The organism is Streptomyces sp. NPDC002537, assembly GCF_053594975.1.
In genome coordinates, this window is sequence record NZ_JBSFWT010000046.1 from 1 (window position 1) to 26,081 (window position 26,081).

At 71.9% G+C, this 26,081-nt stretch carries 21 protein-coding genes and 2 riboswitches; of the genes, 9 read left to right on the top strand and 12 right to left on the bottom strand.

Annotated features, from left to right (window positions below; all coding sequences use genetic code 11):
• Window positions 1-150: 150 nt before the first annotated feature.
• The 3 genes from ACWD4A_RS20930 to ACWD4A_RS20940 all read right to left on the bottom strand — a co-directional run bounded on the left by ACWD4A_RS20930 (window position 151) and on the right by ACWD4A_RS20940 (window position 4,812).
• Entirely contained in the window at window positions 151-2,433 is a 2,283-nt protein-coding gene (locus ACWD4A_RS20930; RefSeq protein WP_451195895.1) for a M4 family metallopeptidase, read from the bottom strand.
• Window positions 2,434-2,773: 340 nt separating this feature from the next.
• Complete coding sequence (locus ACWD4A_RS20935) at window positions 2,774-3,541, bottom strand: response regulator (protein WP_451195897.1); 768 nt, start codon at window positions 3,539-3,541, stop codon at window positions 2,774-2,776.
• Window positions 3,538-4,812 carry a sensor histidine kinase gene (locus ACWD4A_RS20940; protein ID WP_451195899.1) on the bottom strand — a complete coding sequence of 425 codons (1,275 nt, stop codon included), beginning with the start codon at window positions 4,810-4,812 and terminating at the stop codon, window positions 3,538-3,540. The genes ACWD4A_RS20935 and ACWD4A_RS20940 overlap by 4 nt, the downstream gene beginning before the upstream one ends.
• Before the next feature lie 137 nt (window positions 4,813-4,949).
• Between ACWD4A_RS20940 and ACWD4A_RS20945 the strand changes: the two genes are divergently transcribed.
• Both ACWD4A_RS20945 and ACWD4A_RS20950 read left to right on the top strand, forming a co-directional pair.
• Window positions 4,950-5,294 (top strand): DUF4190 domain-containing protein, encoded by a 345-nt coding sequence (locus tag ACWD4A_RS20945; RefSeq protein ID WP_451195901.1) that lies wholly within the window; start codon window positions 4,950-4,952, stop codon window positions 5,292-5,294.
• Window positions 5,295-5,456: 162 nt separating this feature from the next.
• Window positions 5,457-6,842 carry an alpha/beta hydrolase gene (locus tag ACWD4A_RS20950; RefSeq protein WP_451195903.1) on the top strand — a complete coding sequence of 462 codons (1,386 nt, stop codon included), beginning with the start codon at window positions 5,457-5,459 and terminating at the stop codon, window positions 6,840-6,842.
• 23 nt (window positions 6,843-6,865) lie between these two features.
• Here the strand turns inward: ACWD4A_RS20950 and ACWD4A_RS20955 are convergent, their stop codons facing one another.
• The 3 genes from ACWD4A_RS20955 to glgX form a co-directional block, all read right to left on the bottom strand.
• Window positions 6,866-8,719, bottom strand: a complete 1,854-nt coding sequence (locus ACWD4A_RS20955) for an ABC transporter ATP-binding protein (protein WP_451195905.1) — start codon at window positions 8,717-8,719, stop codon at window positions 6,866-6,868.
• Complete coding sequence (locus ACWD4A_RS20960; RefSeq protein WP_451195970.1) at window positions 8,716-10,557, bottom strand: ABC transporter ATP-binding protein; 1,842 nt, start codon at window positions 10,555-10,557, stop codon at window positions 8,716-8,718. Before ACWD4A_RS20960 ends, ACWD4A_RS20955 begins: the two co-directional genes overlap by 4 nt.
• Window positions 10,558-10,689: 132 nt before the next feature.
• Window positions 10,690-13,050, bottom strand: coding sequence for a glycogen debranching protein GlgX (glgX, locus tag ACWD4A_RS20965; RefSeq protein WP_451195907.1), 2,361 nt, complete (start codon window positions 13,048-13,050; stop codon window positions 10,690-10,692).
• 487 nt (window positions 13,051-13,537) lie between these two features.
• Here glgX and ACWD4A_RS20970 point away from each other — a divergent pair, with 487 nt between their 5' ends.
• The 4 genes from ACWD4A_RS20970 to ACWD4A_RS20985 all read left to right on the top strand — a co-directional run bounded on the left by ACWD4A_RS20970 (window position 13,538) and on the right by ACWD4A_RS20985 (window position 17,371).
• Window positions 13,538-14,677 (top strand): L,D-transpeptidase, encoded by a 1,140-nt coding sequence (locus tag ACWD4A_RS20970; protein WP_451195972.1) that lies wholly within the window; start codon window positions 13,538-13,540, stop codon window positions 14,675-14,677.
• Window positions 14,678-14,826: 149 nt separating this feature from the next.
• The gene (locus tag ACWD4A_RS20975) at window positions 14,827-15,594 is read left to right on the top strand and encodes an enoyl-CoA hydratase/isomerase family protein (RefSeq protein ID WP_451195909.1); all 768 of its coding nucleotides are present in this window, start codon (window positions 14,827-14,829) and stop codon (window positions 15,592-15,594) included.
• Between the two features lie 323 nt (window positions 15,595-15,917).
• Complete coding sequence (locus tag ACWD4A_RS20980) at window positions 15,918-16,421, top strand: ATP-binding protein (protein WP_451195910.1); 504 nt, start codon at window positions 15,918-15,920, stop codon at window positions 16,419-16,421.
• Between the two features lie 440 nt (window positions 16,422-16,861).
• Entirely contained in the window at window positions 16,862-17,371 is a 510-nt protein-coding gene (locus ACWD4A_RS20985; protein ID WP_451195912.1) for an N-acetylmuramoyl-L-alanine amidase, read from the top strand.
• A 30-nt stretch (window positions 17,372-17,401) separates the two neighbouring features.
• Here ACWD4A_RS20985 and ACWD4A_RS20990 read toward each other — a convergent pair whose 3' ends face one another.
• The 6 genes from ACWD4A_RS20990 to gcvT form a co-directional block, all read right to left on the bottom strand.
• Window positions 17,402-17,710, bottom strand: a complete 309-nt coding sequence (locus ACWD4A_RS20990; RefSeq protein WP_451195913.1) for a hypothetical protein — start codon at window positions 17,708-17,710, stop codon at window positions 17,402-17,404.
• A 54-nt stretch (window positions 17,711-17,764) separates the two neighbouring features.
• On the bottom strand, window positions 17,765-18,313 hold the full coding sequence (locus ACWD4A_RS20995; protein ID WP_451195915.1) for an RICIN domain-containing protein: 549 nt from the start codon (window positions 18,311-18,313) through the stop codon (window positions 17,765-17,767).
• A gap of 182 nt (window positions 18,314-18,495) precedes the next feature.
• The gene (locus ACWD4A_RS21000) at window positions 18,496-19,878 is read right to left on the bottom strand and encodes an L-serine ammonia-lyase (RefSeq protein ID WP_451195917.1); all 1,383 of its coding nucleotides are present in this window, start codon (window positions 19,876-19,878) and stop codon (window positions 18,496-18,498) included.
• 113 nt (window positions 19,879-19,991) lie between these two features.
• Window positions 19,992-21,254: a serine hydroxymethyltransferase gene (gene glyA, locus ACWD4A_RS21005; RefSeq protein ID WP_451195919.1), complete on the bottom strand. Its 1,263-nt coding sequence runs from the start codon at window positions 21,252-21,254 to the stop codon at window positions 19,992-19,994.
• A 43-nt stretch (window positions 21,255-21,297) separates the two neighbouring features.
• Window positions 21,298-21,672, bottom strand: coding sequence for a glycine cleavage system protein GcvH (gcvH, locus tag ACWD4A_RS21010; RefSeq protein WP_451195921.1), 375 nt, complete (start codon window positions 21,670-21,672; stop codon window positions 21,298-21,300).
• A 67-nt stretch (window positions 21,673-21,739) separates the two neighbouring features.
• Window positions 21,740-22,855: a glycine cleavage system aminomethyltransferase GcvT gene (gene gcvT / locus ACWD4A_RS21015; RefSeq protein ID WP_451195923.1), complete on the bottom strand. Its 1,116-nt coding sequence runs from the start codon at window positions 22,853-22,855 to the stop codon at window positions 21,740-21,742.
• Window positions 22,856-22,887: 32 nt separating this feature from the next.
• Window positions 22,888-22,999: riboswitch (glycine riboswitch) on the bottom strand.
• Window positions 23,000-23,095: riboswitch (glycine riboswitch) on the bottom strand.
• 163 nt (window positions 23,096-23,258) lie between these two features.
• Here gcvT and ACWD4A_RS21020 point away from each other — a divergent pair.
• The 3 genes from ACWD4A_RS21020 (at window position 23,259) to ACWD4A_RS21030 (ending at window position 25,900) form a co-directional block, all read left to right on the top strand.
• Window positions 23,259-24,008 (top strand): AAA family ATPase, encoded by a 750-nt coding sequence (locus tag ACWD4A_RS21020; RefSeq protein WP_451195974.1) that lies wholly within the window; start codon window positions 23,259-23,261, stop codon window positions 24,006-24,008.
• A 153-nt stretch (window positions 24,009-24,161) separates the two neighbouring features.
• Complete coding sequence (locus ACWD4A_RS21025) at window positions 24,162-24,959, top strand: enhanced serine sensitivity protein SseB (protein ID WP_451195976.1); 798 nt, start codon at window positions 24,162-24,164, stop codon at window positions 24,957-24,959.
• A 155-nt stretch (window positions 24,960-25,114) separates the two neighbouring features.
• Window positions 25,115-25,900 (top strand): enhanced serine sensitivity protein SseB C-terminal domain-containing protein, encoded by a 786-nt coding sequence (locus ACWD4A_RS21030; protein ID WP_451195978.1) that lies wholly within the window; start codon window positions 25,115-25,117, stop codon window positions 25,898-25,900.
• Window positions 25,901-26,081: the final 181 nt, after the last annotated feature.

Sequence of the window (26,081 nt, forward strand, 5' to 3'; positions counted from 1 at the left end):
AACCCCCCCCCCCCCCCCGCCCCCGGCGGGCGCGACCTCAAACGCCGGACGGGCTGGTTTTTCAGCCCGTCCGGCGTTTGAGGGGGAAAAGTGAGACGCCGCCCGGGGGAGCAACCCTCACCCCGGACGGCGTCTGATCAGCGGGCCGTACTAGAAGGTGAGCCGCCAGCTCTGGAGCGTTCCGACGTCACCCGCGGCCACGTCCTGGACCTGAAGTTTCCAGGTGCCCGTCGCCGACGAGGCGGACGCGTCCACCGTGTACGTCTCCTTCACGTCCGCCGCCGAGTCCCACGGGTCGGAGTCCTTCAGCCGCCACGTCTTCCCGTCCGGGGCCAGCAGGTCGATCTGGAGGTCGCCCCGGTACGTGTGCGTGATGTTCACGTCGACCTTCAGCGCCGACGAGCCGCTGCCGCTCCGCGTCACCACGATCGGCGAGGTGATCGGGTCGCCCGCGTCCGGGATCGCCACCGGGGTGTTGTTCTCGAAGACGCTGCCGCCGCCCGTGGTGTTCACGGTCCACTTGAAGGTCGCGGTGCCCGTCTTCCCGGCGGAGTCCTTCACCGTCACGGTCACCGTGCTGGTGCCGGTGGTGGTCGGGGTGCCGGAGATCAGCCCGGTCGACGCGTTGATCGACAGCCCGGCGGGCAGGCCGGACGCCGCGTAGGACAGCGCGCCCGACGTGGAGCCCGTCGCCTTGATCTGCAACTGCACCGCGGTGTTCACGATGCTGGTCTGGTCGCCGGGCGAGGTGACCGTCACCCCGGTCGAGGCCCGGCTGCCGACGCCGATGCCCGCCCACGCGTTGGCCGCGTTGTTGTACGTCTCGCTGCCGACGCCGAACAGCTCGCCGGCGGCCCACAGCGTCGCGTCCCGCGCGCCCGCGTAGTTGGTGTTGGACTGCATGCGCTGGCTCAGCGCCTTGTACCAGATCTTCGCGGCGTTGTCCCGGCCGATGCCGGTGACCGGCTGCCCGTCGGCGGTGGGGCTGTCGTAGTGCACGCCGTTGATGTCCTTCGGGCCGCTGCCCTCGGACGCCAGGTAGAACCAGTGGTTGGCCGGGCCCGACGAGTAGTGCACGTCGATGCCGCCGAGACCGGAGTACCACGAGTCCTTGGACCGGCCGTCCTTGCTCGGCTTGTCCATGTAACGCAACGGCGTCCCGTTGCCGTTGATGTCGATCTTCTTGCCGATCATGTAGTCGCCGGAGTCGTTGGGGTTCCCGGCCCACCACTTGACGGCCGTCGCCATGATGTCGGACGTGGCCTCGTTCAGCCCGCCGGACTCCCCGCTGTAGGTGAGGTTGGCGGTGGCGGAGGTGACACCGTGCGTCATCTCGTGCGCGGCCACGTCGATCGACGTCAGCGGCTTGGCGTTGCCCGACCCGTCGCCGTACGTCATGCAGAAGCAGCTGTCGTCCCAGAACGCGTTGACGTAGCTGTTGCCGTAGTGGACCCGGCTGTACGCGCCCTTGCCGTCACCGCGGATGCCGCTGCGCCCGTGGACGTTCTTGTAGTAGTCCCACGTGAGCTGGGCCCCGTAGTGCGCGTCGGCGCCGGCGGTCGCCGGGTCGCCGGTGGTGCCGTTGCCGAAGACGTCGTTCGAGCTGGTGAACAGCGAGCCGGTGCCGGACGACCCGTGGTTCAGGTCGTACGTCTTGTGGCCGCCGCGCGTCCCGTCGTTGAGCTGGTACGAGCCGCCGGACTGGGTCGTGCCGAGGGTGACCTGGCCGCTGTACTGGGTGTTGCCGGTGCCGGTCTTGACGCCCTGGAACTCGAAGAGCTTCTTGCCGGTCCGCGCGTCCGTGATGACGTGCAGCTGGTTGGGCGTGCCGTCCTCCTGGAGGCCGCCGACGACCGTCTCGTACGCGAGGACGGGCGTGCCGCTCGCCGCCCAGATCACCTTGCGCGGCGCCTGGTCGGCCTTGGTGGCCTTCGACCCCTTCGCGTTCGCCGCCTTCAGCGCGTCCTTCTCGGCGGCGGCCGCGGCGAGGCCCGGCGTGGTGGTGGCCACCGCCACCCGGGCCTTGGTGGCCTTGGCGACGGTCCTGACCGTACCGCCCTTGGTCGCGTCGACCACGAGGTCCCCGCCGAGCACCGGCAGGCCCTCGTAGGTGCGCTCGTAACGGGTGTGGCTGGTGCCGTTGACGTCCTTGACGACGTCCTTCACGACCAGCCGCTCCTTGGCGCCGAGCCCGAGCGTCCGGGCCGTGTCCGCCTTGGTCGCGTTGGCCTCGCGGATCAGCTCCGCACGCTGCGAGGGGGTGAGCTTGGCGGGGAGGGCGCCGGGGTCGGCCTTGGCGACGACCTTCCGGCCCTCGGCCGTGTGCTCGGACTTCGCGGTGGCGGCACCGGTCTGCGTGCCGACGGCGAGCATGGCGGTGACAGCGACCAGTGCGCCGGTGGCGACTGCTCGCCTATGGGGGGTGGGTCTCACACTGACTCCTTCTGCGAAGGTCACTCGATGGGCAGAGCGAGGCAGAACATGTACGTGTGGGGGACGACGGAGAGATCCGGAGGACGCCCGGCCGTTTCGTGGTCGTGGGGGGGAATCCGTGCGTCGGTGGAGGGAAGAGTGCCACCGCCGCCCCGTGTATGTCAGGAGCGCGACAAGAAGTTGGCCTGTTTGTGTCCGTTGACGAAAGAGCGCGGTCCGCATAGCGGTGCGACACGGTCGGGCAGGTGAACTCGCGCGCTCCGTCCGGGGGTTGGAGCGGTCGGGTCCGGGATTCCGACCGGAAATGGTCGAGTCCAATGACGGCCGGGACCCCGGCGCGTCAGCCCGCGAACCCCGGCACCACCAGACCGGACTCGTACGCGATCACCACCGCGTGGGTCCGGTTCTGCGCGCCGAGCTTGGTCAGCACGTTCCCGACGTGGGTCTTCACCGTCTCCAGGCTCACCGTGAGCGACTCCGCGATCTCCGGGTTGGACAGGCCGGTGGCCATCAGCCGCAGCACCTCCTCCTCCCGCCCCGTCAGTGTCGCCTTCGGCAAGGCCTCGGCGGAGCCCAGCGGGCGGGCGGCGACCATCCGGCGCAGTGCCGCCGGGAAGAGGACCGCCTCACCCGCCGCCACCACCCGCACCGCCTCCGCGATCTGCCGGACCGGAAGCCGTTTGAGCATGAACCCGCTGGCCCCCGCGCTGAGCGCGGCAGTGACATAGCCGTCGTTCTCGAAGGTGGTGATCACCACGACCTTCGGCGGTCCGGCCGGCCCGGCCAGCAACTGCCGGGTGGCCTCGATCCCGTTGAGACGCGGCATCCGCACATCCATCAGCACCACGTCCGGCCGCAGCCGCCGCGCCCGCTCGACCGCCTCGACGCCGTCGGCGGCCTCCCCGACCACCGAGATCCCCGGCTGCGCCGCGAGCAAGGTGCGCAGACCGCTACGGGTCACCTCGTCGTCGTCCGCGATCAGGAGTGTGACGGGGGTGCCCGTGGGGCCGGCGGTGGCGGGGCCGATACCGGCGGCGACGTCGGACGTGACGGCTGCGCCCGCGTCAGGGCCGGTCGTGACGGCCACGCCTGCGTCAGAGCCGATCATGCCGACAACCGTATCGGCAGCCGGACCGTCAACCGCCAGTGCAGTGGCCCGTCCGGGCCGGCCTCGATCTCACCGTGCAGCAGCCGTACGCGCTCGGCCAGTCCGGGCAGGCCGTGCCCGGACGTCGGGAAGGCATCCGGGCCCCTGCCCGCGCCCGCGCCCGCCCCGGTCCGGTTGACCACGCCGAGCTCCAGCCCGTCCGACGCGACCGCCACCCGGACCTCGACCGGGCCGCCCGCCCCGTGCCGCAGCGCGTTCGTCAGCCCCTCCTGCAGGATGCGGTACGCCGCCCGGGAGAGCGTCCCCTGCACCTGCGCCAACTCGCCCGACAGCTCCGGCTCCACCACCGCGCCCGCGTGCCGCAACCGGTCCAGCAGCTCGGGGAGGTCGGCCAGGGTCCGGGCCGGCGCCGTCTCCGTCGCCTCCTCCTCGCGCAGCACGCCCAGCACGTAGTCCAGGTCCTCCAGCGCGGCCCGAGCCGACTCCTCGATGCTGCGCAGGGCGGCCCGCGCCGCCACCGGGTCGGCGGAGAGCACCTCGCCCGCCACCGCCGCCTGGATCGTGGCCGCCGTCAGCGTGTGCCCGATCGAGTCGTGCAACTCGTGGGCCAGCCGGTTGCGTTCGGCCAGCCGCAGTTCCCGCTCGGCCGCCAGCGCGAGCCGCTCGGCCGCCGACGGCCCCAGCAGCCGCGGCGCCGACCACCGCAGGGTGTTCGTCACCCCCACGCACACAGCCGCCGCCAGCAGCAGACAGCCGAGCGCCGCCGCCCAGTTGCCCCAGCCACCCGTCAGTCGCACCGACCGGCCGAACAGACTCAGCTCCGCCTCGGCGCCGAGCAGGTTCCCCGGCAGGGTCAGGCCCGCGACGACCAGCACGCCGCTCAGCAGCGCCCCCGTCCACCCCAATGCCACGTGCAGCAGCAGCCAGACCGGGGTCCGCCAACGGCCGGTGCCGGACGGCACGGCGGCGGTCGGCGGAGCGGTGGCCGGTGGAGCGGTGGCCGGCGGGTCCGGCAGCGGCACCCTCAGCATCCGACGGGCGCACGCGATCAGCGCCCGCCGCGCGGCGCGCGGCAACCCGATCGCGGCGATCAGCGCCGCCCAGACCAGCAGGGCCAGAACGACCAGCACCCCGTAGGGAGCGGACGGCCACACCAGCGCCGGAAACATGGCGAAAGGCAGCAGCGGAAGGCTTGCCAGCGCGCCGCAATAGGCGAACAGCGCACCCGAATACGTGGAGCCGCGCAGCAGCGGCCGGATTCCTCTGAACATGATCGGGTCAGTATCGCCGGAAAGCCCGTCGGCGACCTCCCCCGATCGGGGGAGCCGATTCTCCCGCCTTACCGCGATGTGCACACGGGCCCCGGAAATCAGAATCGCCTCCTGACCAGTCGACGGGAGAACGGCCGATGAACGCGCAAGAGACACAGACATCGAAGAACGGCGACGGCCTGGCCACGGCCGCCATGGCGCTGGGCATCACCGGCCTGCTCACCTCGGTCGTCGTCATCGGCGGCCCGCTCGCCGTCATCGGCCTGATCCTGGGCATCGCCGCCCTGATGACGGCCGGGCGGACCGGCGCCGGCCGGCACAAGGCCGTCACCGCCGTGGTGACGTCGTCCCTCGCCATCGTGGTGTCGGGCCTGGTCGTCGTCTTCATGGTCTGGTACGCGAACAAGACGCAGGAGTGCTACCGGCCCGACAGCTTCCACCAATACACGCAGTGCGTCCGCCAGCACCTCACCGGAAACTGACCGGCTGCCCATTCCTCCCCGCTAAGGACGAGCATCATCGTGCGAAACAGAAACACCCGGACAGTGCCCCTTCTCGCCGCCGGTATCGCGGCGGCTTCCCTTTCGGCACTGACGCCCGCAACGGCCTTTGCCGCATCCGATGCCTCTGCCGCCAAGGACCCCATGCGGCAGTACACACAGCAGAAGCTCAACTGGCAGCGCTGTGACGCGAACAGCCCCGCCGCCTTTCAGTGCGCGACTCTCGAAGTGCCGCTGGACTACGGCGATCCCGGCGGCAAGAAGATCGACATCGCGATATCCCGGCTGAAGGCGAGCAGCGCGAAGGAACGTCGCGGCGTCCTGCTGCTCAATCCCGGCGGCCCCGGCGGGCCGGGGCTGAATCTTCCCGTCGACCCGCTCATGAAGATCCCCGAGGAAGTGAAGCGGCAGTACGACCTCATCGGCTTCGACCCGAGGGGCACCGGGCGGAGCTCTCCTGTCAGCTGCGGCCTGACCGAAGACGAACAGAGCACCGACAACCCGTACAAGGCCGGGACTTTCGCGAAGGACGTGGAGCGGGCACGTACGGTCGCCGGGAAGTGCCTGGCCAAGGCCGGTGACAGGCTGCCGCACCTCACCACCCGCAACGCGGCTCGCGACATGGATGTCATCCGCGCGGCGTCGGGCGAGAAGACGATCTCCTACCTGGGGGTCTCCTACGGCACCTACCTCGGCGCCGTCTACCTGCAGATGTTCCCCCGGCGAGCCGACCGGTTCGTCCTGGACAGCGCGATCGACCCCACGCGGATCTACCGGGGAATGTTCCAGGACCAGGCGAAGGCGGACGAGCAGGCTTTCACGCGATGGGCCGAATGGACCGCCGCGCGACACAAGACCTACGGACTGGGCGATACCCCGGCCGAGGTCCGCAGGACCTTCTGGGACCTGGTCGCACAGGCCGACCGCAAGCCCGTCCCTTTCGAGGGGCAAACCCTCACGGGTGATGGCATCCGTGCCCAGGGCCGCACGTTCTTCCACGTCCGGAAAGCCGCCGAATGGATCGCCGGACTGAAGAACGCGGCCGGGGGCGGGACCCCCGACCCGTCCGGCACGCCCGGTCAGGCCGAGGAGGGCGACGACAACTACGCTTCCAGCGCCTGGTCCGTCATGTGCGCCGACACCCGCACCTGGTCGCACGACCCCGAGCAGTACCGCCGCGACGCGATCCGCGACAAGGCCAGGTACCCGCTGTACGGCGACTTCGCGTCCACCATCACGCCGTGCGCCTTCTGGAAGCCGGGCAGCGAGCCACAGACCACGGTGGACAACAAGGCCCCCGCACTGATCACGCAGAACGAGTGGGATCCCCTGACACCCCTCTCCGGCGGCCAGGCCATGCACCGGGCCCTGCGCGGCTCCCGGATGCTCACCGTCGCCGGCGGTGAGGGCCACGGTGTCCTCTACGCGCCCGGCGGCAACTCCTGTGCGGACAAGGCCGCCACGGCCTACCTGACCACGGGCGGACTCCCGGCCGAGGACCTGACCTGCCGAGCGCGGCGGGCTTCCTAGCCCGACGGGACCGGACCGGCCCCTCAGACCAGGCTGTCGCGCCACGCGCGGTGGAGGTCCGCGAAGCGGCCCGTGCCCGCGGTGAGTTCGGCGGGGGAGCCGTCCTCCACGACGCGGCCCTCGGACATGACCAGCACCCGGTCCGCGATCTCGACCGTGGACAGCCGGTGCGCGATCACCACGGCCGTGCGGCCGCGCAGCACCGTCCGCATGGCCTCCTGGACAGCCCGCTCGCCGGGGACGTCCAGCGAGGACGTGGCCTCGTCGAGGACGAGGACCGCGGGGTCGGCCAGCAGGGCCCGTGCGAAGGCGACGAGCTGGCGCTGCCCGGCGGAGATCCGCCCGCCCCGCTTGCGGACGTCCGTGTCGTAGCCGTCCGGCAGCGCGGTGATGAAGTCGTGCGCGCCGATGGCCTTCGCCGCCCGCTCCATCTCCTCGCGCGTCGCGCCGGGGCGGCCGATGGCGATGTTGTCGGCGACCGTGCCGGAGAACAGGAAGGACTCCTGGGTGACCATGACGACCCCGCGGCGCAGCTCCGGCCCGGCCAGCTCGCGCAGCGGGACGCCGTCGAGCCGGACCTCGCCCTCGGTCGGGTCGTAGAACCGGGCGAGCAGCTTGGCCAGGGTGGACTTCCCGGCGCCGGTCGAGCCGACGACCGCCACCGTCCGCCCGGCGGCCAGCGTCAGGTCGAAGCGGGGCAGCACCTCGCCGCCCGTGCGGTAGGCGAAGCGCACCCCGTCGAAGACGACCTCGCGGCCGGGGCTGCCCGCGGGCCGCTCGGGCAGGGCCACGGGCCGTCCGGGCTCGGGGACGGAGGGGCGCTGGGCGAGCAGCCCGGCGACCTTGTCCAGGGAAGCGGCGGCGGACTGGTAGGAGTTGAGGAACATGCCGAGCCGGTCGAGCGGGTCGTACAGCCGCCGCAGGTACAGCACCGAGGCGGCGAGCACGCCGAGCGCCAGCCCGCCCGACGCCACCCGGTACGCGCCCCACAGCGTGATCGCGGCGAGGGCGGTGTTGGCCGTCAGCCGGGACCGGAAGATGTAGCGGGCCATCTCCGTCGTCGTCGCGCAAGTCAGCTCCCGATGGCGGGTGTTGAGCTCGGCGAACTCCCGCTCGTTGACGCGCTCGCGACGGAACGCCTGCACCGGCCGGATGCCGTTCATCGTCTCGGTGAACTTCACGATGACCGCGGCCATCCTGGTGGACCGCTCGCGGTAGACGACCGCCGAGCGGAGCCGGTAGGAGCGGACGAACGCGGCGAGCGGCACCAGGGAGAGCACGGCGAGCCCGCCGATGCCCCAGTCGAAGTACAGCAGCATCACCGAGACGTACACCACCGACAGGCAGACGCCGATCAGCTCCTGGAGGCCGTCGTTGAGCAGCTCGCGCAGCGACTCCACGTCGGTCGTCGCGCGGGAGATCAGCCGGCCGGAGGTGTAGCGCTCGTGGAAGTCGACGCTGAGCGACCGGGCGTGGTGGAAGATCCGGCTCCGCAGGTCCAGCAGCACGCCCTGGCCGATCCGGGCGACCAGCCGGACGACGGCCAGTTGGAGCAGGCCGGAGGCCGCCGCGCACACCGCGTACGCGACGGCGACGGCCACGAGCGGCCCGTGGTCGCCGCGGCGCACGGCGGGCACCCCGCGGTCGATGGCGTACGCGACGAGCAGCGGCCCCGCCTGGACGGCCGCCTGCTGGAGCAGCAGGAGGGCGACGGTGCCGCGGACCGCCCCCCGCGCGGGGGCGAGCAGCGAGCGCAGCAGCGCGCGGGAGGCGCCCTTGGGCGCGGGCAGGACGTCCTTGTCGAAGGGGTCGCCGGCGGGGGCGTCCACGGGGTCGTCGACGGGATCGCCGGAAGGGGCCGGGGCGGTGGTGGTCATCGCGGTGTGCCTCCCCTTTGACGGGCGTGAACGTCCTGGCCGGACACGGCGGATGCACCGGACGCACCGGACGTAGCGGATACGCCGGACATGAGCGACGCGTACTCCTCGCTGCCGTGCAGCAGTTCGTGATGGGTGCCGACCGCGGCGATCCGCCCCTCGGAGAGCAGCGCGACCCGGTCGGCCAGCAGGACGGTCGACGGGCGGTGGGCGACCACGAGGGCCGTGGTGGTCGCGAGCACCTCCCGCAGCGCCGCCTCGACCAGGGCCTCGGTGTGGACGTCGAGCGCCGACAGCGGATCGTCGAGGACGAGGAACCGGGGCGAGCCGACGACCGCGCGGGCCAGCGCGAGCCGCTGCCGCTGGCCCCCGGAGAGGCTCAGCCCCTGCTCGCCGACCTCGGTGCGGGGCCCCTCGGGGAGGGCGTGCACGAAGTCCGCCTGGGCGACCGACAAGGCCCGTACGAGATCCGCCTCCCGTGCGCCCGCGGCACCCATCAGGACGTTCTCGGCGACCGTGGCGGAGAACAGCATGGGGTCCTCGAAGGCGACGGACACGAGCTCGCGCAGCCGCTCGCGGGGGAGCGCCGCGATGTCCTGGCCGTCGAGGGTGATCCGCCCGGCGGTGGGGTCGTGGAGGCGGGGGATCAGCGCGGTGAGCGTGGTCTTGCCGCTGCCGGTGGTGCCGACGAGCGCCATGGTCTCCCCGGGCCGGATGTGCAGGTCGACACCGCGCAGTACGGAAGGGGAGCCCTCGGGCGCGTCGGGATAGCGGAACTCGACGCCCTCCAGCCGCAGTCCGTCGGCGGCGCGGCGCACGGGCGCGACCCCGGTGGCCCGCGGCTCCTCCACGGGGGCCCGCGCGTCCAGGACCTCGAAGAAGCGGTCCGCCGCCGTCGCCGACTCGTTGGTCAGCGCCAGCAGGAAACCGATCGACTCCACCGGCCAGCGCAGCGCCAGCGCCGTCGACAGGAACGCCACCAGCGTGCCCGCGGACAGCCCGCCGTCGGCGACCCGCACCACGCCGAGCACCAGCGCCGCACCGATCGCCAGCTCCGGCAGGATCATCATCAGCGCCCAGAGCGTCCCCAGCAGGCCCGCCTTGCGCAGCTCCGTGGACCGCAACTGCCCGGACAGCGCCGCGAAGGCGCGCTCCTGACGGCGGTGCCGCCCGAAGCCCTTGACGACGCGGATGCCGAGGACGCTCTCCTCGACGACCGTCGTGAGATCGCCGACCTGGTCCTGCGCGGTGCGCGCCGCCTGCGAGTAGCGCTCCTCGAACATCCAGCAGAGCGCCACCACCGGCACCACCGGCGCCAGTAGCACCAGCCCCAGCGTCCACTGCTGCATCAGCAGAATGACGAACCCGACGACGATGGTGACCCCGTTGACCAGCAGGAAGGTCAGCGGGAACGACAGGAAGATCCGCAGCATCAGCAGATCGCCGGTGGCACGCGAGAGCAACTGCCCCGAGGGCCAGCGGTCGTGGAACGCCACGGGCAGCCGCTGGAGGTGGGCGTAGAGCTCCGCCCGCAGGTCCGCCTCGACGCGCGCCAGCGGCCGGGCGGTCAGCCTGCGCCGCAACCAGAACAGCGTCGCCTCCGCAGCGCCGAGCGCCAGCAGCAGCCCGCCGCCCAGCCAGACACCGGACGGGTCACGGTCGGCGACCGGGCCGTCGACCATCCACTTCAGTACGAGAGGGATCACGAGACCCACGCACGAGGCGGTGACCGCCGTGGCGGCGGCACCGGACATCGCGGCGCGGACGGGTCTGACGTAGGGCCAGAGGCGCAGCAGCGATCTGACGGGGGAGCGCGGGTTTGCTCGGCTGTCAACCATCATGAGCGAGCGTACGGTTCACCACTGACACGGCTCACGCGGTTTTCCTCCCCAGCCCGCTGAATTCAGCCCGTCCGGCGTTTGAGGACACCGCGCGAAGCGTGGTTCGGGGGTCTGGGGGCTTGCCCCCAGTTACGGGAAGGGGCGGGGTGGGGAAGAACTCGCCGGGACGGCCCGCAGAAGGAGCACCGAGCGGGGCCGCACCGCTATGGGGGAGCCACCGGGCCGCATCGTGGACGGCGCGACCCCCTGCGCCTCCAAGGCCGTATTGACCAGGAGTTCATACGCAGAAGCCCACGGTGCCCCCGGCAGAGTGAACCGCACCGGCCCCGCCCCCGCGTGGAACACCGTCAGGAAGCTGTCGTCCGTGACCGCCTCCCCCTCCGCGCCCCGCCGGGGGATGTCCCGGCCGGAGAGGTACATGCCGAGCGTCGCCGCGGGCGCGTACCAGTCCGCCTCCGTCATCTCCGTGCCGGACGCGGTGAACCAGGCGAGGTCCCGCAGCCCGTCCGCCCCTTGTGGGCGTCCGGAGAAGAAGGACCGGCTGCGCAGCACGGGATGGGCGCGGCGCAGCGCGAGCAGCCGGGCGGAGAGCTCGGCGAGGGCCCGCCAGCCGGGGTCCTCCAGCAGGGACCAGTCGACCCAACTGGTCGCGTTGTCCTGGCAGTACGCGTTGTTGTTGCCGCCCTGCGTGCGGCCCATCTCGTCGCCCGCCACCAGCATCGGCACGCCCGTGGACAGCAGCAGGGTCGTCAGGAGGTTCCGTAACTGCCGCCGCCGCAGCGCCAGGACGGCCGGGTCGTCGGTGGGGCCCTCGGCGCCGCAGTTCCAGGAGCGGTTGTCGGAGGTGCCGTCGCGATTGCCCTCGCCGTTGCCCTCGTTGTGCTTCTGTTCGTAGCTGACGAGGTCGCGCAGGGTGTAGCCGTCGTGGGCGGTGACGAAGTTGACGGAGGCGTACGGCCTGCGGCCGCCCCACGCGTAGAGGTCGCTGGAGCCGGACAGCCGGTAGCCGAGGTCCCGTACGTCCGGCAGCGCGCCCCGCCAGAAGTCGCGCACCGCGTCGCGGTAGCGGTCGTTCCACTCCGTCCAGAGCGGGGGGAAGGCGCCCACCTGGTAGCCGCCGGAGCCCACGTCCCAGGGCTCGGCGATGAGCTTGACCCGGCGCAGCACCGGGTCCTGGGCGATGACCGCGAGGAACGGCGAGAGCATGTCGACGTCGTGCATGGAGCGGGCCAGCGCCGCCGCCAGGTCGAAGCGGAAGCCGTCGACGCCCATCTCCGTCACCCAGTAGCGCAGCGAGTCGGTGATCAGACGGAGGACGTTCGGCTGCACGACGTGGAGGGTGTTGCCGCAGCCCGTGTAGTCGGCGTAGCGGCGCGCGTCGTCCTGGAGGCGGTAGTAGCGCCGATTGTCGATGCCGCGCAGGGAGAGCGTCGGCCCCAGCTCGCCGCCCTCCGCCGTGTGGTTGTAGACCACGTCGAGGATGACCTCGATGCCCGCCGCGTGCAGCGCCCGCACCATCCGTTTGAACTCGCCCACCTGCCGGCCGCGCGTGCCGGTGGCCGCGTAGGCGGCATGCGGCGCGAAGTAGCCGATGGAGTTGTAGCCCCAGTAGTTGCGCAGCCCGCGCCGCAGCAGGTGGTCCTCGTGCGCGAACTGGTGCACCGGCAGCAGCTCGACGGCGGTCACCCCGAGGCGGACCAGGTGCTCGACGGCAGCCGGGTGCGCGAGCCCCGCGTAGGTGCCGCGCAGCCGCGCCGGTATGCCGGGGTGGCGCATGGTGAAGCCGCGCACGTGCAGCTCGTAGATGACCGAGTCGGCCCAGGGCGTCTTCGGCCTGCGGTCGTCCGCCCAGTCGTCGCCGTCCGCCACGACGACTCCCTTGGGGACGTACGGGGCGGAGTCCCGGTCGTCGCGGACGGTGTCGGCGACGTACTGCTGCGGCCAGTCACGGACATGTCCGTATACCTCGGGCGGAAGGGTGAAATCGCCGTCTATGGCGCGGGCGTAGGGGTCCAGCAGCAGTTTGGCGGGGTTCCAGCGGGAGCCGGTCCACGGGTCCCAGCGGCCGTGGACGCGATAGCCGTAGCGGCGGCCCGGCAGCACGCCCGGCACGAAGCCGTGCCATATCTCATGGGTCAACTCCTCCAGGGGGAGCCGGATCTCGCCCTCGGGCCCCTCGTCGGCGTCCGCGCCGGGCCCGTCGTCGAACAGGCACAGCTCGACGGCCTCCGCGCCACCGGCCCACAGGGCGAAGTTGGTCCCCGCCACCCCGTCGGGGCCCACCCGGAACCGGGCCCCCAGCGGCTCCGAGCTGCCCGGCCACACCACAGGGACGGACGGAACGGGGCGCTCCGCCCGCTGGTGGCCGTTGACGCCGGTCACGGCGGGGGCCGTCGCACCGCCGTCGGTACAGCCGTCGGTACAGGGGCGGGCGGGGACGGGCCCGAACCGGCCGTCCCGCTCCGCCTCTTGCTCGGGTGCGCTCGACACGTTGTCGCCTCCGGCGGCTCTCGACCGGCGCGCCGGCCGCCCGGCTTCCCGTGCCGGGCGGCGGCGGTTCGTCCTTCCCCCAGTTCTGCCCAGATCCACGGGCACGCTCACCCGGATGATCGGACCCGGCGGCGGGCCGGAGGCGTGGCCGGCCGTGGGCCGGCGGGGGCCCCGGCGTCCGGGCCCCCGGTGGTCAACGACGGGCAGCTGGCCGGTTTAAGATGCCTCGATTCGGCCATCGGCCACTCCTCAGACGTACGTCTCGCACCACCGTTCCCATTTGCTGCGGAACGGTGACATTCCCGAGCCATGCACTGTCGGTGGCATGTGGTTATCTATCGCCATGCGCGTGTTGACGCGCTCAGGGGGCGCCGCGTGGCCGCGGGCCGTGCGAGGGGAGACAACCGTAGTGAACGTACAGCTGATATCGAGAGGGCGTGCCGGCCGCAGTCGCGGTCTGCTGGCGCTGCTGCTCGGTGCGCTGTTGATGCTGGTCACCGCCTGTGGCGGCGACGGCGATAACAAGAAGGACGACGCCAAGAAGGACGACGGCAAGCCCTCCAGGGCAGTCGTGACGATCGCGCCCAAGGACGGCGCGCCCGACGTCGCGACGAACGGCGCGCTCAAGGTCACCGTGGACCAGGGCACCCTGACCTCCGTCAAGGTGGCCGACGCCAAGGGCGGCGCGGTGGACGGCAAGATAACCGACGGCGGTGCGGCCTGGGAGCCGACCGCCCACCTGTCCGCCGCCACGAAGTACACGGTGGACGCCCTGGCGAAGGACAAGGACGGCCGTACGTCCGCGAAGCACGCGACCTTCACCACCCTCACCCCGCAGAACACGTTCGTCGGCTATTTCACGCCGGAGGACGGCAGCACGGTCGGCGTCGGCATGCCCGTGTCGCTCACTTTCAGCCGCGGCATCACCGACACCAAGGCCGTCGAGAAGGCCGTGAAGGTGACCGCCGAGCCCTCGGTGCCCGTCAAGGGCCACTGGTTCGGCAACGACCGCCTCGACTTCCGCCCCGAGAAGTACTGGGCCGCAGGCACCAAGGTGACCCTCGAGATGAACCTCGACGGCGTGGAAGGCCGTGAGGGCGTCTACGGCACCCAGAACAAGACCGTGAAGTTCACCGTCGGCCGCAGCCAGGTGAGCACCGTCGACGCCGCCAGCCACCAGATGGTGGTCGAGCGGGACGGCAAGCAGTTCAAGACCATCCCGATATCCGCCGGTGCCCCGGGCCACTCGACGTACAACGGCCAGATGGTCATCAGCGAGAAGTACGACGTGACGCGGATGGACGGCCGTACCGTCGGCTTCGGCGGCGAGTACGACATCCCGGACGTGCCGCACGCGATGCGCCTCTCCAGCTCCGGCACCTTCCTGCACGGCAACTACTGGTCCGGCGAAGGGGCCTTCGGCTCCGAGAACCTCAGCCACGGCTGCGTCGGCCTGTTCGACCAGCGGGGCGGCGGCGACCCGTCCACCCCGGCCTCCTGGTTCTACAACAACTCGCTCCTCGGCGACGTCGTCATCGTCAAGAACTCCCCTGACAAAACGATCCAGCCGGACAACGGGCTCAACGGCTGGAACATGTCCTGGTCGGAGTGGACCGCCGGGAGCTGACGCTCCCCGCTTCCCGTCTCCCCCTCCGTCTCCCCCCTCGTGACGGCCCGACAGCGGCCCGGCGCACTGTGACCAAGTGCACCGGGCCGCTTCGCGTACCGCGCCCGCGCGGGGCAGACCCCCGGACCCCCTGAAGCTAACCTGCTGGCATGACTGTGCATCTTGAGGTTGCCGAGGGTGTCGGAACCATCCGCCTGGACCGTCCGCCCATGAACGCACTGGACATCGCGACCCAGGACCGGCTCCGCGCGCTCGCGGAGGAGGTGACCCACCGCGCCGACGTACGGGCCCTCGTGCTGTGGGGCGGGGAGAAGGTGTTCGCGGCGGGCGCGGACATCAAGGAGATGCAGAAGATGGACCACGCCGCCATGGTGGCCCGGTCCCGTGGCCTCCAGGACTCCTTCACCGCCGTCGCCCGCATCCCCAAGCCCGTCGTCGCCGCCGTCACCGGCTATGCGCTCGGCGGCGGCTGCGAACTCGCGCTCTGCGCCGACTTCCGTATCGCCGCGGACAACGCCAAGCTGGGTCAGCCCGAGATCCTGCTCGGGCTGATCCCGGGCGCGGGCGGCACCCAGCGGCTGTCCCGGCTGATCGGCCCCTCCAAGGCCAAGGACCTCATCTTCACGGGCCGTCAGGTGAAGGCGCCCGAGGCGCTGGCACTCGGTCTCGTCGACCGGGTCGTCCCGGCCGCCGAGGTGTACGAGCAGGCGCACGCGTGGGCCGCGCGGCTGGCCGCCGGTCCCGCACTGGCGCTGCGCGCCGCCAAGGAGGCGGTGGACGCCGGCCTGGAGACCGACATCGACACCGGGCTCGCCATCGAACGCAACTGGTTCGCGGGGCTGTTCGCGACCGAGGACCGTGAGATCGGGATGCGCAGCTTTGTCGAGGACGGGCCGGGCAAGGCCAAGTTCGTCTGAAAATAGGTGGGTTGAGGCGTGTAGGGGCGGGAAAGCCGGGGCCGGCTTTCCCGCCCCCGCGCGTTCCCGAAGGCCCGCCGACAGCCCGGCCGTTGCCCCTTGTGGGGGAATTCCCCGCCCTGTGCGAACGCCTCGAAATGACCTTGTTCCATGCGCTGAGCGATCATCTGTGCACCCGGGGTCACCGCAGGTCAGTCGGTATTTTCCGAGTGACTGGCTGCCCATGGCATATGTCGCGGCGGCGTGTTGGAGGCGTGGATTCCGGTACACCGAATCCCTTCTTTCCGGCCCACGGGGTCTTTACGGCGGCCATGATGGGGGTCATGGCGGGCCTGGAAGGAACGGAGCAGTCGCGTCAGCGGAGTGGCACGGCCGCTGTGCGCTGGCTGCCGACCGTAGAGGATGAACTGGCGCTCAAGGCGCTCGATCTGTTCGGCGACCCCACGCTCGGCGAAGTTCAGCTGCCCTCCCGTCCGGAATCGGCGGCCGCCGCGCGTCGGCTGACCCAGTCCGTCGTGCTTCGGCACTGGGGGCTTTCCGCTCAGCTCGCCGAGCACGCCGTCCTGTTGGTCTCCGAGCTCGTGGGCAACGCCGTCCGGCATACGGGCGCGCGCTCCTTCGGGCTGCGGATGCTGCGCCGTCGCGGCTGGCTGCGGATAGAGGTGCGCGACCCGTCCCGCGGGCTGCCGTGCCTGATGCCGGTGCACGAGCTCGACGTCAGCGGGCGGGGGCTGTTCCTGGTCGACAAGCTCTCGGACCGCTGGGGCGTGGATCTGCTGGCGCGTGGCAAGACGACGTGGTTCGAGATGAGGGTCGCCGACCGCTGAACGGCGCGGACGAACGGCACGGACGAACGGCGCGGACGAACGGCACGGACGAACGGCACGGACGAACGGCGCGGACGAACGGCGCGGAAAACGAAGAGGCCCCCATCCGTCGGTATGCGACGGGCCGGGGGCCTCTTCGTAGGGCCGTGGAGAATCGGGGTGTGTTCCACGGCCGTGTCGACGACCTGGCCCGGGTCAATGGGGGTCGTGACACCGACTATGGCAGATGGCCGCCTTCCAGCCAAAGCGGCTATCTGGTCAGATCTGGACAATCAGGTAAAGACCGCTCGGTAATCAAAGGTGAGCTGTAACACCTGCCTTACATTCCATGAATGAACCAGCGGTAACCCCTATTTTTATGCGGACTTCCTGTCGGTGCTTGCGGCCTGGACCGTTCTGCTGTGTCATGTCCCCGTCGCTGCCCCGACTCGGGAGCCCCCATGGAAGAACGCCCCTCGACCGCCCCCTATCCACCCACCCACTGGATACCGGCCGACGGCGCCGACTACACGGTCTCCAGCCGACCCGACGCCTATCCCGTCGAACTCGTCGTGATCCATGTGACGCAGGAGACCTTCCACGACGCGATGAGGATCTTCCAGGACCCGCAGTCGAAGGTCTCGGCGCACTACATGGTGGCCTCCGCCGACGGCTACATCGGTCAGTTCGTCCGCGAGAAGGACATCGCCTGGCACGCCGGGAACTGGGACTACAACACCCGCAGCATCGGCATCGAGCACGAGGGCTGGATCGACCGCCCCGCGTACTTCACCGACGCGATGTACCGCTCCTCGGCCCGGCTCACCGCCGCCGTCTGCGCCCGGCACGGCATCCCCCCGACCCGGGAACACATCATCGGCCACGTCGAAGTGCCCGGCTCGACCCACACCGACCCCGGGCCGTACTGGGACTGGGACCGCTATCTGTCCCTGGTGGCCGACGGCGGCTGACCGCACCGCCGCACCGCCGTACGGCTCCGGTCAGCGCCAGCCCCGCCGCTGCGCACTGGCCCGCCGCCGCCGGTCGTTGCACAGCAGGCACCGGCCCCAGCCCGGCGGCAGCGGGTCGTCCTTGTCGCCGTACAGCGGGTCGACGGGCCCCTTCGGATGCTCCGCGCACCCCGTCGCCCCCACTCCGGCCCCCAGGGCACCGGCCGCGGCCAGCGCTCTGCGCAGGGCGTCGAGAAGCTGGTCGGCCTCATGGGGGGCCGGCGCGGCGTCGAGGGAGAAGGCGATGTCCGAGGCGGTGTTGAGCGCGCTCTGGAGTTCGCGCAGGTCTGCGTAACTCATGCCGAGAGCGTACGCGGTACCACTGACAACGCCGGACGCTCCAAATGAGTCCGCTCAGGCGGCCGTCAGCGTCCACCTGCGGTCGGCCGGGACGGACGCCACGTCGCGGGCCTCCCGGACACCCTCGCCCGTCGCCGCCCGCGCCGCACCCGCGCGGTGCGAGTCCTGGTCCCAGATACGGCCGTCGGCCTCGGACACGATCTTGCGCCCGCCGTCCGCGGCGGGCGCGCTGCGGAACCGCTGCGCGGCCGAGTCTGCGTCGCACAACGCCGTGACCAGCAACGGCCCCTTCCGGTCGATGCAGCGGTACGGCTGGGCCACCGACCAGTACTGGTGCGTGGCGGGGCTGTACACCCACGACTGGTCGGCCGGCGCCCCCGCGGCACACGGCTGCAGCGCCACGAGCCACGGCCGCCCCGTCCCCCGCGGATCGCGGTACCCGGTCCCCTCCGCCGTCAGGCACCCCCCGTACGCGCCGTTGTGAATCCGCACGGCGGCGTCGGGCGCGGGCTCCGGAGCGGCGACGGCGGCGGGGGCGGCGAGCCCGGAGACGGCGGCGACGGCGCCGAGGATCGCGACAGCGGCACGGACGGGAAGGCGCATGGCGGGGACTCCTCGTGACGGGGACGGTACGAGGGCGCCGACATTACTCACGGGATTCGCACACTGACACGCGGTTTCCGGTCATGATCTCCAACCCCGGCCGGGGCCCCGGAAACCCCGACGGCCGCCTCCCCTCGCCGTGTCGGGGGGAAGGCGGCCGTCAGGAAAGAGCCGTCAGCGCGTCAGCACTCGATGACGTTCACCGCGAGCCCGCCGCGGGCGGTCTCCTTGTACTTGACCTTCATGTCGGCGCCCGTCTCCTTCATGGTCTTGATGACCTTGTCGAGGGAGACGTGGTGGCGGCCGTCGCCGCGGAGGGCCATGCGGGCGGCGGTGACGGCCTTGGCGGCGGCCATGCCGTTGCGCTCGATGCACGGGATCTGGACCAGGCCGCCCACCGGGTCGCAGGTGAGGCCGAGGTTGTGCTCCATGCCGATCTCGGCGGCGTTCTCGACCTGCTCCGGGGTGCCGCCGAGGACCTCGGCGAGGCCGCCCGAGGCCATCGAGCAGGCGGAGCCGACCTCGCCCTGGCAGCCGACCTCGGCGCCGGAGATCGAGGCGTTCTCCTTGAAGAGCATGCCGATCGCGCCCGCGGCGAGCAGGAAGCGGACGATGCCGTCCTCGTCCGCGCCGGGCACGAAGTTCATGTAGTAGTGCAGCACGGCGGGGATGATGCCCGCGGCGCCGTTGGTGGGGGCGGTGACGACCCGGCCGCCCGCCGCGTTCTCCTCGTTGACCGCCATGGCGTAGATCGTGATCCACTCCATCGCGCGGGCCTGCGCGTCGCCCTCGGCGCGCAGCTGGCGCGCCGAGTTGGCGGCGCGGCGGCGGACCTTGAGGCCGCCGGGGAGGATGCCCTCGCGGGCCATGCCGCGCGAGACGCACGCCTGCATGACGCGCCAGATCTCCAGCAGGCCCTCGCGGATCTCCGTCTCGGTGCGCCAGGCCTTCTCGTTCTCCAGCATCAGGGCGGAGATCGACAGACCCGTCTCGCGGGAGAGCCGCAGCAGCTCGTCACCCGTGCGGAAGGGGTACTTCAGCACGGTGTCGTCCAGGACGATCCGGTCCTCGCCGACCGCGTCCTCGTCCACGACGAAGCCGCCGCCGACGGAGTAGTAGGTCTTCTCCAGCAGGGGCGCGCCCGCCTCGTCGTACGCGAAGAGGGTCATGCCGTTGGCGTGGTACGGCAGGGAGCGGCGGCGGTGCAGGATCAGCTGGGTCGACTCGTCGAAGTCGATCTCGTGCGCCGAGCCGATCTCCGCGCCGAGCAGTCTCAGCCGCTTCGAGGTGCGGATGCGCTCGACCTCGTCGTCCGCCGTCTCGACGTCGACCGTGCGGGGCGAGTGGCCCTCCAGGCCGAGCAGCACGGCCTTGGGGGTGCCGTGGCCGTGGCCGGTGGCCCCGAGCGAGCCGAAGAGCTCGGCGCGGACGGAGGTGGTGTGGGCCAGCAGGCCCTCGTTCTTCAGGCGGCGCGTGAACATCAGCGCGGCCCGCATCGGGCCGACCGTGTGGGAGCTGGACGGGCCTATGCCGATCGAGAAGAGATCGAAAACGGAGATGGCCACGGTGGCTGCTCCCTCGGGTCGGTGGTACAGGGCTTACGCGGTGAGGGGCACCGGGCCCACCTTTTCAGTGTGCCTGGTGCCCCGCACCTACGGGTGAATCAGGTGCTGCCGGACTACTTCAGTCCGGGGTACAGCGGGTACTTGTCGGCCAGGGCCGTGACGCGGGCCGACAGCGACGCCACGTCGTAGGACGGCTTCAGGGCCGCGGCGATGATGTCCGCGACCTCACGGAAGTCATCGGCCTGGAAGCCACGGGTGGCCAGCGCCGGGGTGCCGATCCGCAGGCCCGAGGTGACCATCGGGGGCCGCGGGTCGTTCGGGATGGCGTTCCGGTTGACCGTGATCCCGACCTCGTGGAGGCGGTCCTCGGCCTGCTGGCCGTCCAGCTCGGAGTTGCGGAGATCGACCAGCACCAGGTGCACGTCCGTGCCACCGGAGAGGACGGAGACGCCCACCTCGGTCACATCGGGCTGAACCAGGCGCTCCGCCAGGATCTTCGCGCCTTCCAGCGTACGCTCCTGGCGCTCCTTGAACTCCTCGCTGGCCGCGACCTTGAAGGAGACGGCCTTCGCCGCGATCACGTGCTCCAGCGGACCACCCTGCTGACCGGGGAAGACGGCGGAGTTGATCTTCTTGGCCAGTTCGGCCGTGGAGAGGATCACACCACCGCGCGGGCCGCCCAGCGTCTTGTGCGTGGTCGTGGTGACGACGTGCGCGTGCGGCACCGGGGAGGGGTGCAGCCCGGCGGCGACCAGGCCCGCGAAGTGGGCCATGTCGACCATCAGGTACGCGCCGACCTCGTCGGCGATCCGGCGGAAGGCCGCGAAGTCCAGCTGGCGCGGGTACGCCGACCAGCCGGCGACGATCAGCTTCGGGCGGTGCTCCTTGGCGAGGCGCTCGACCTCGTCCATGTCGACCAGGTTGGTCTGCTCGTCGACGTGGTAGGCGACCACGTTGTAGAGCTTCCCGGAGAAGTTGATCTTCATGCCGTGGGTCAGGTGACCGCCGTGGGCGAGGTTCAGGCCCAGGATGGTGTCGCCGGGGTTGAGCAGCGCGAACATCGCGGCCGCGTTGGCCTGCGCACCGGAGTGCGGCTGGACGTTCGCGTGCTCGGCACCGAAGAGCGCCTTGATCCGGTCGATCGCGATCTGCTCGACGACGTCGACGTGCTCGCAGCCGCCGTAGTAGCGGCGGCCCGGGTAGCCCTCGGCGTACTTGTTGGTGAGGACCGAGCCCTGGGCCTCCATGACGGCGACCGGAGCGAAGTTCTCCGACGCGATCATCTCGAGGGTGGACTGCTGGCGGTGGAGTTCGGCGTCGACAGCGGCGGCGACGTCGGGGTCGAGCTCATGGAGGGAGCTGTTCAGAAGCGACATGAGTTCTTCCTGGACTTCCTGGGGCGGGGAGGGCGGGGCGGGGTCAGCCGGCGAAGGCGGTGTACTCGTCGGCGGACATCAGGTCCGCCGGCTCGTCCGCGATCTTGACCTTGAACAGCCAGCCGCCCGCGAAGGGGGCGGAGTTCACCAGCGCGGGGTCGTCCACGACGTCCTGGTTGGCCGCGACGACCTCGCCGGTCACCGGGGAGTACAGGTCGCTGACCGACTTGGTCGACTCCAGCTCGCCACAGGACTCACCCGCGGTGACCGAGTCGCCGACCGCCGGGAGCTGGGCGTAGACGACGTCACCGAGCGCGTTGGCGGCGAACTCGGTGATGCCGACCGTCGCCACACCGTCCTCGGCGGCCGACAGCCACTCGTGCTCCTTGCTGTAGCGCAGCTGCTGGGGGTTGCTCATGGCTTGATTCTCCTGGATGCGCGTGGGTGCTTGTGCAACGGGTATTGACAGGTGAGACGGGAAGAGATCAGCGCTGCCGCTTGTAGAAGGGCAGGGCCACGACCTCGTAGGGCTCATGGCTGCCGCGAATGTCCACGGACACACCCTTTGTACCGGGTGCGGAGTGGGCGGCGTCGATGTACGCGATGGCGATCGGCTTGCCGAGCGTGGGGGAGGGGGCGCCGGACGTGACCTCGCCGACGACCTCGCCGCCGGAGACCACCGCGAATCCGGCGCGCGGCACCCGGCGGCCCTCGGCGATCAGGCCGACCAGCTTGCGCGGCGGGTTGCCCTCCGCGCGCTCCGCGGCGGCCGCGAGCGCCTCGCGCCCCACGAAGTCGCCCTCCTTGTCGAACTTCACGACCCGGCCGAGGCCCGCGTCGAACGGCGTGGTGGCGGTCGTCAGCTCGTGCCCGTACAGCGGCATGCCCGCCTCCAGGCGCAGCGTGTCGCGGCAGGAGAGGCCACAGGGCACGAGACCGACGGCGGCGCCCGCGTCGGTCAGCGCCTGCCAGAGCTTCTCGGCGTCGGCCGGGGCGACGAACAGCTCGAAGCCGTCCTCGCCGGTGTAGCCGGTGCGGGCGATCAGCGCGGGCACGCCCGCGACGGTGCCCGGCAGGCCCGCGTAGTACTTGAGGCCGTCCAGGTCCGCGTCCGTGAGGGACTTGAGAATGCCGGGGGACTCGGGGCCCTGGACCGCGAGCAGCGCGTAGTTGTCGCGGTCGTCCCGCACCTCGGTGGCGAAGTCCGCCGCGCGCTCGGTCAGCGCGTCCAGCACCACCTGGGCGTTGGAGGCGTTGGCGACGACCATGTACTCCTGGTCGGCCAGGCGGTAGACGATCAGGTCGTCCAGGATGCCGCCCGCGGCGTCGCAGATCATGGTGTAGCGGGCGCGGCCGACCGCCAGCGCGGAGAGATTGCCCACCAGCGCGTGGTCGAGCGCCTGCCCGGCCTGCGGGCCGGTGAGGGTGATCTCGCCCATGTGGGAGAGGTCGAAGAGGCCCGCGTGGGTGCGCACCGCGACGTGCTCGTCGCGCTCGCTTCCGTACCGCAGGGGCATGTCCCAGCCGGCGAAGTCGGTCATCGTGGCACCGAGCGCGCGGTGCAGCGCGTCGAGAGCGGTTCGGCGAGGGGCATCAGTCATGGTGTGGGCTCCCAGGCATGGCAATGAGGACGTCCTCCCCATCTGTCATCGGAACCTGAGAGGTTCACCGCGAGCGACGAACGCGCTGTCGGCTTGCACCTTCGGTGGGGCCGCCGCGCAGGACGGCCCGCTTTTCAGATCTGCCTCGCCCACGCGGTACGGGGCCTGAGAGATTCAAGGGAGGAACTTGCTCCTTCGGCGCCCAGCACTCAATGGCTGGAACTCTCCCGCGTGGATTCGAGCGGCCGGTATGCAGTTTGGGTACGCAGTTGGCGCGCACATCATTGCACGGACGGGCGCGCGACGGACCGCCCGCCGTCCTCTCAATTGCATTACCTTTCCTTTACGTTCTGTGGGTAGTCGGATGGTGACCGGGCGGGGCCCGGTACGGGGGAAGGCGGTCATCGTGCGCACGCGGGACACGGACGGGGAGCGGACGGAGGCCGCGCCGCCGGAGCGGGCGCCGCGCGGCCCGGCGGCGGGGGAGTGCCGGGTGCGGCCGGGCGTCCTCGACCTGCGCGGCGGCGGCCGCGCCGAGCTGCGCTGCGCCCCGGGCGACCTCGTCGTCGTCTCCGGACTGCCCGGCAGCGGGAAGACGACCCTGATACGGCGGGCCGTGCCCGCGCTCGACGAGCGGGGCGCGGCCGTCCGCCGCGTCGACTCCCAGGACTCCCGCGAGCGGCTGGAGCGCCGCACCCCGGGCTGGCTGCCGTACGCCGTGTACCGGCCGCTGGTGCGGCTCGTCCACTACGCCGCCCTCCGGCGGGCCCTGCGCTCCGGGGCGAGCGGGGTGGTGCACGACTGCGGCGAGCGCGGCTGGGTGCGGCGGTGGCTGGTCCGTGAGGCCCGCCGCCGGGGCGGCACCGTCCACCTGCTGCTGCTCGACGTCGGCCCCGGCCTCGCGCTGGCGGGCCAGGCGGCGCGCGGGCGCACGGTCTCCGCGCGCGCGTTCCGCCGCCACCGGGGGGCGGCGGCCCGGCTGGTCGCCGACGCGGTGGCCGGGAGGATGCCGGGGGGCGTGGGATCGGTGGTGCTGATGGACCGTCCGGCGGCCGACGCGCTGCGGCGGATCACCTTCACCGGCTCCGCGGGTGCACCCCCACGGGTGGTTCGCAGGGGCGCTGACGGGTCTCCCCGGAGCCGGGCGCGCTGACGCGAGGTCTCCTCGGCCGCCGAACGGGCCGGTTGTCCCGGGAGCGCGGTCGCCCGCCCCTCGCCGGTGGGCAATTCCGCAGGCCGCAGGCGGCGGCGTCGGCCCAACCGTTAGGGTTCGGGTGCGGCTTTGTAGAGACGGCGGTTGGACGAGATGAGCATCCCCGAGCAGTACGGTCGGCCCGCGGCCCCGGCCGGCGCCCCCGTGGGCGGCCTCCCCCAGGGCTGGCCCGCCAATGAACTCGAAGCGGTGCTCACCGCCTCCCTGGGCGTGCCCGGCGCGGGCGCCCGCATCGTCGAGGTGCTCGGGCGCAGCCACCTCTGGGTGCCCCTGCCGGGCGGCGGCGGGCCCGACAGCCCCGACCTCGACCTCCCCACCATGGAGCTCGACGGCGCCGCCTACGTACCGGTGTTCAGCTCCGAGGCGGAGTTCCTCCGCGTCGTCGGCGACCGGATGCCCTTCGCCGTGGCACCGGCCGTCGAATTCGCCCGCGGCCTGCCCCCGCAGGTCGGCCTCGCCGTCAACCCCGAGGGCGCCGTCGGCGCGCCCCTCCCGCCGCCCGCCGTCGCCGAGCTCTGCCGCGCCGGGCGCACCCTCCTCGACGGCGACGCCACCGGCGGCCGGGTCCGCCTCTTCCAGCCCGACTGGCAGCAGGAGCCCACCGGCTTCCTCGCCGCCGCCGGGCTGGAGTTCGCCGCCGCCCAGTGCGTACGGACCGCGCGCCGCGCCCTCGCCAGCGTCGAGGGGGCCGACCCCGCGCTCTTCGTCGGCGTCGAGCTCGACCTGCCCGACCCCGGCAGCCGCACCGCCGTCATGGACGCCCTCGGCAGGGCGCTCGGCACGGCGCCCGTCGTCTGGCCCGTACAGCTGGTCTTCCTGGACGTGGCGCGGGACCCGGTGGCCGACTGGATGCTGGCTCAGGTCCGTCCGTTCTACGACCGTGACCTGTGACTCCTCCCGTGCCCGCCGCCGCGGGCTCGTAAGCTGTCGGTATGACCGGACCGGGCGCGCTGCCGCGCCCCGGGGCACTGGAGAAAGCGGCCGGGGGCGGCCGAGAGAAGGGGCGGAACCAGGTGAGCGCGGGCGCGGGGAGCGGCGTGGAGCAGATGCTGCGCCAGGTGGCGCCCGGCCGGTACGACGCCTATGAGGCCCTCCTCCAGGCGCTGGCCGAGGGCGGCGTCTGGATGCTGCTCTGGCACGGCCAGGCCGGTTCGCCCGACGCGCAGTACGGCAACATGGAGGTCGACGGCCTCGGCTACGCCCCGTGCGTGACCTCCGCGCAGGAGCTCGCCGCCAGTGGCTGGAACCGCGCCCACGTCGTCGTCCCGGGCCGTGCCGTCGCCGGCGCGCTCTACCCCGACCGCTGGGGCCTGTGGCTCAATCCGCACGCCCCCGGCGGTGGTGTCGGCGTGCCCTGGCTCGACCTGCGGCGGATCGCGGGCGGCCTCGACCGGCTGCCCGCCGGACCGCTCCAACTGAGCGAGCCCGCCCTGGACATCCCGCAGTTCTACGCCCTGCTCGGGCAGCAGGCCCGGCACACGCCCGCGGTGCGGGCGCTGCGCCGCGCCTGGGTGCAGCCCGCGCTGGGCACCCCCTATCTGGCGATCGGCCTCGATCTGTACGACACCTCGCGGGCCGCCGTGGACACGGTGCGGTCGATGATGCGGCAGTCGCTCGGCGCGGTGCCCGAGGGGCTGCCGGTGTCCACGGTCGCGATGTCGGACGAGCACGACCCGGTCGCGATGTGGATGCGCGCCCACGCGCGCCCGTTCTTCGACCGCGACGGCTACGGCGGCCCGGCCGTGCCGCCCCCGTCCGGCGGCTACGGCTACCCTCCGGCCGGCTGGCCCGGCGGCGCGGCCCCGCAGGGCGCGGCTCCACAGCCTTACTGAACGGATCCGTACTGAACGGATCCGTACCGAACCGACCCGTCCGAACTGATCCATCGGGGCCCGGTCCGGCAGGGGTCGGATCCGCTGTGTCCCCAATATGCTGGTAAGCAGCACAAGTTGACACCCGGCCGACAGGCATCCGCTGAGCCGCCCCCGGCGTTCGGATAACGGAAGCCCACTG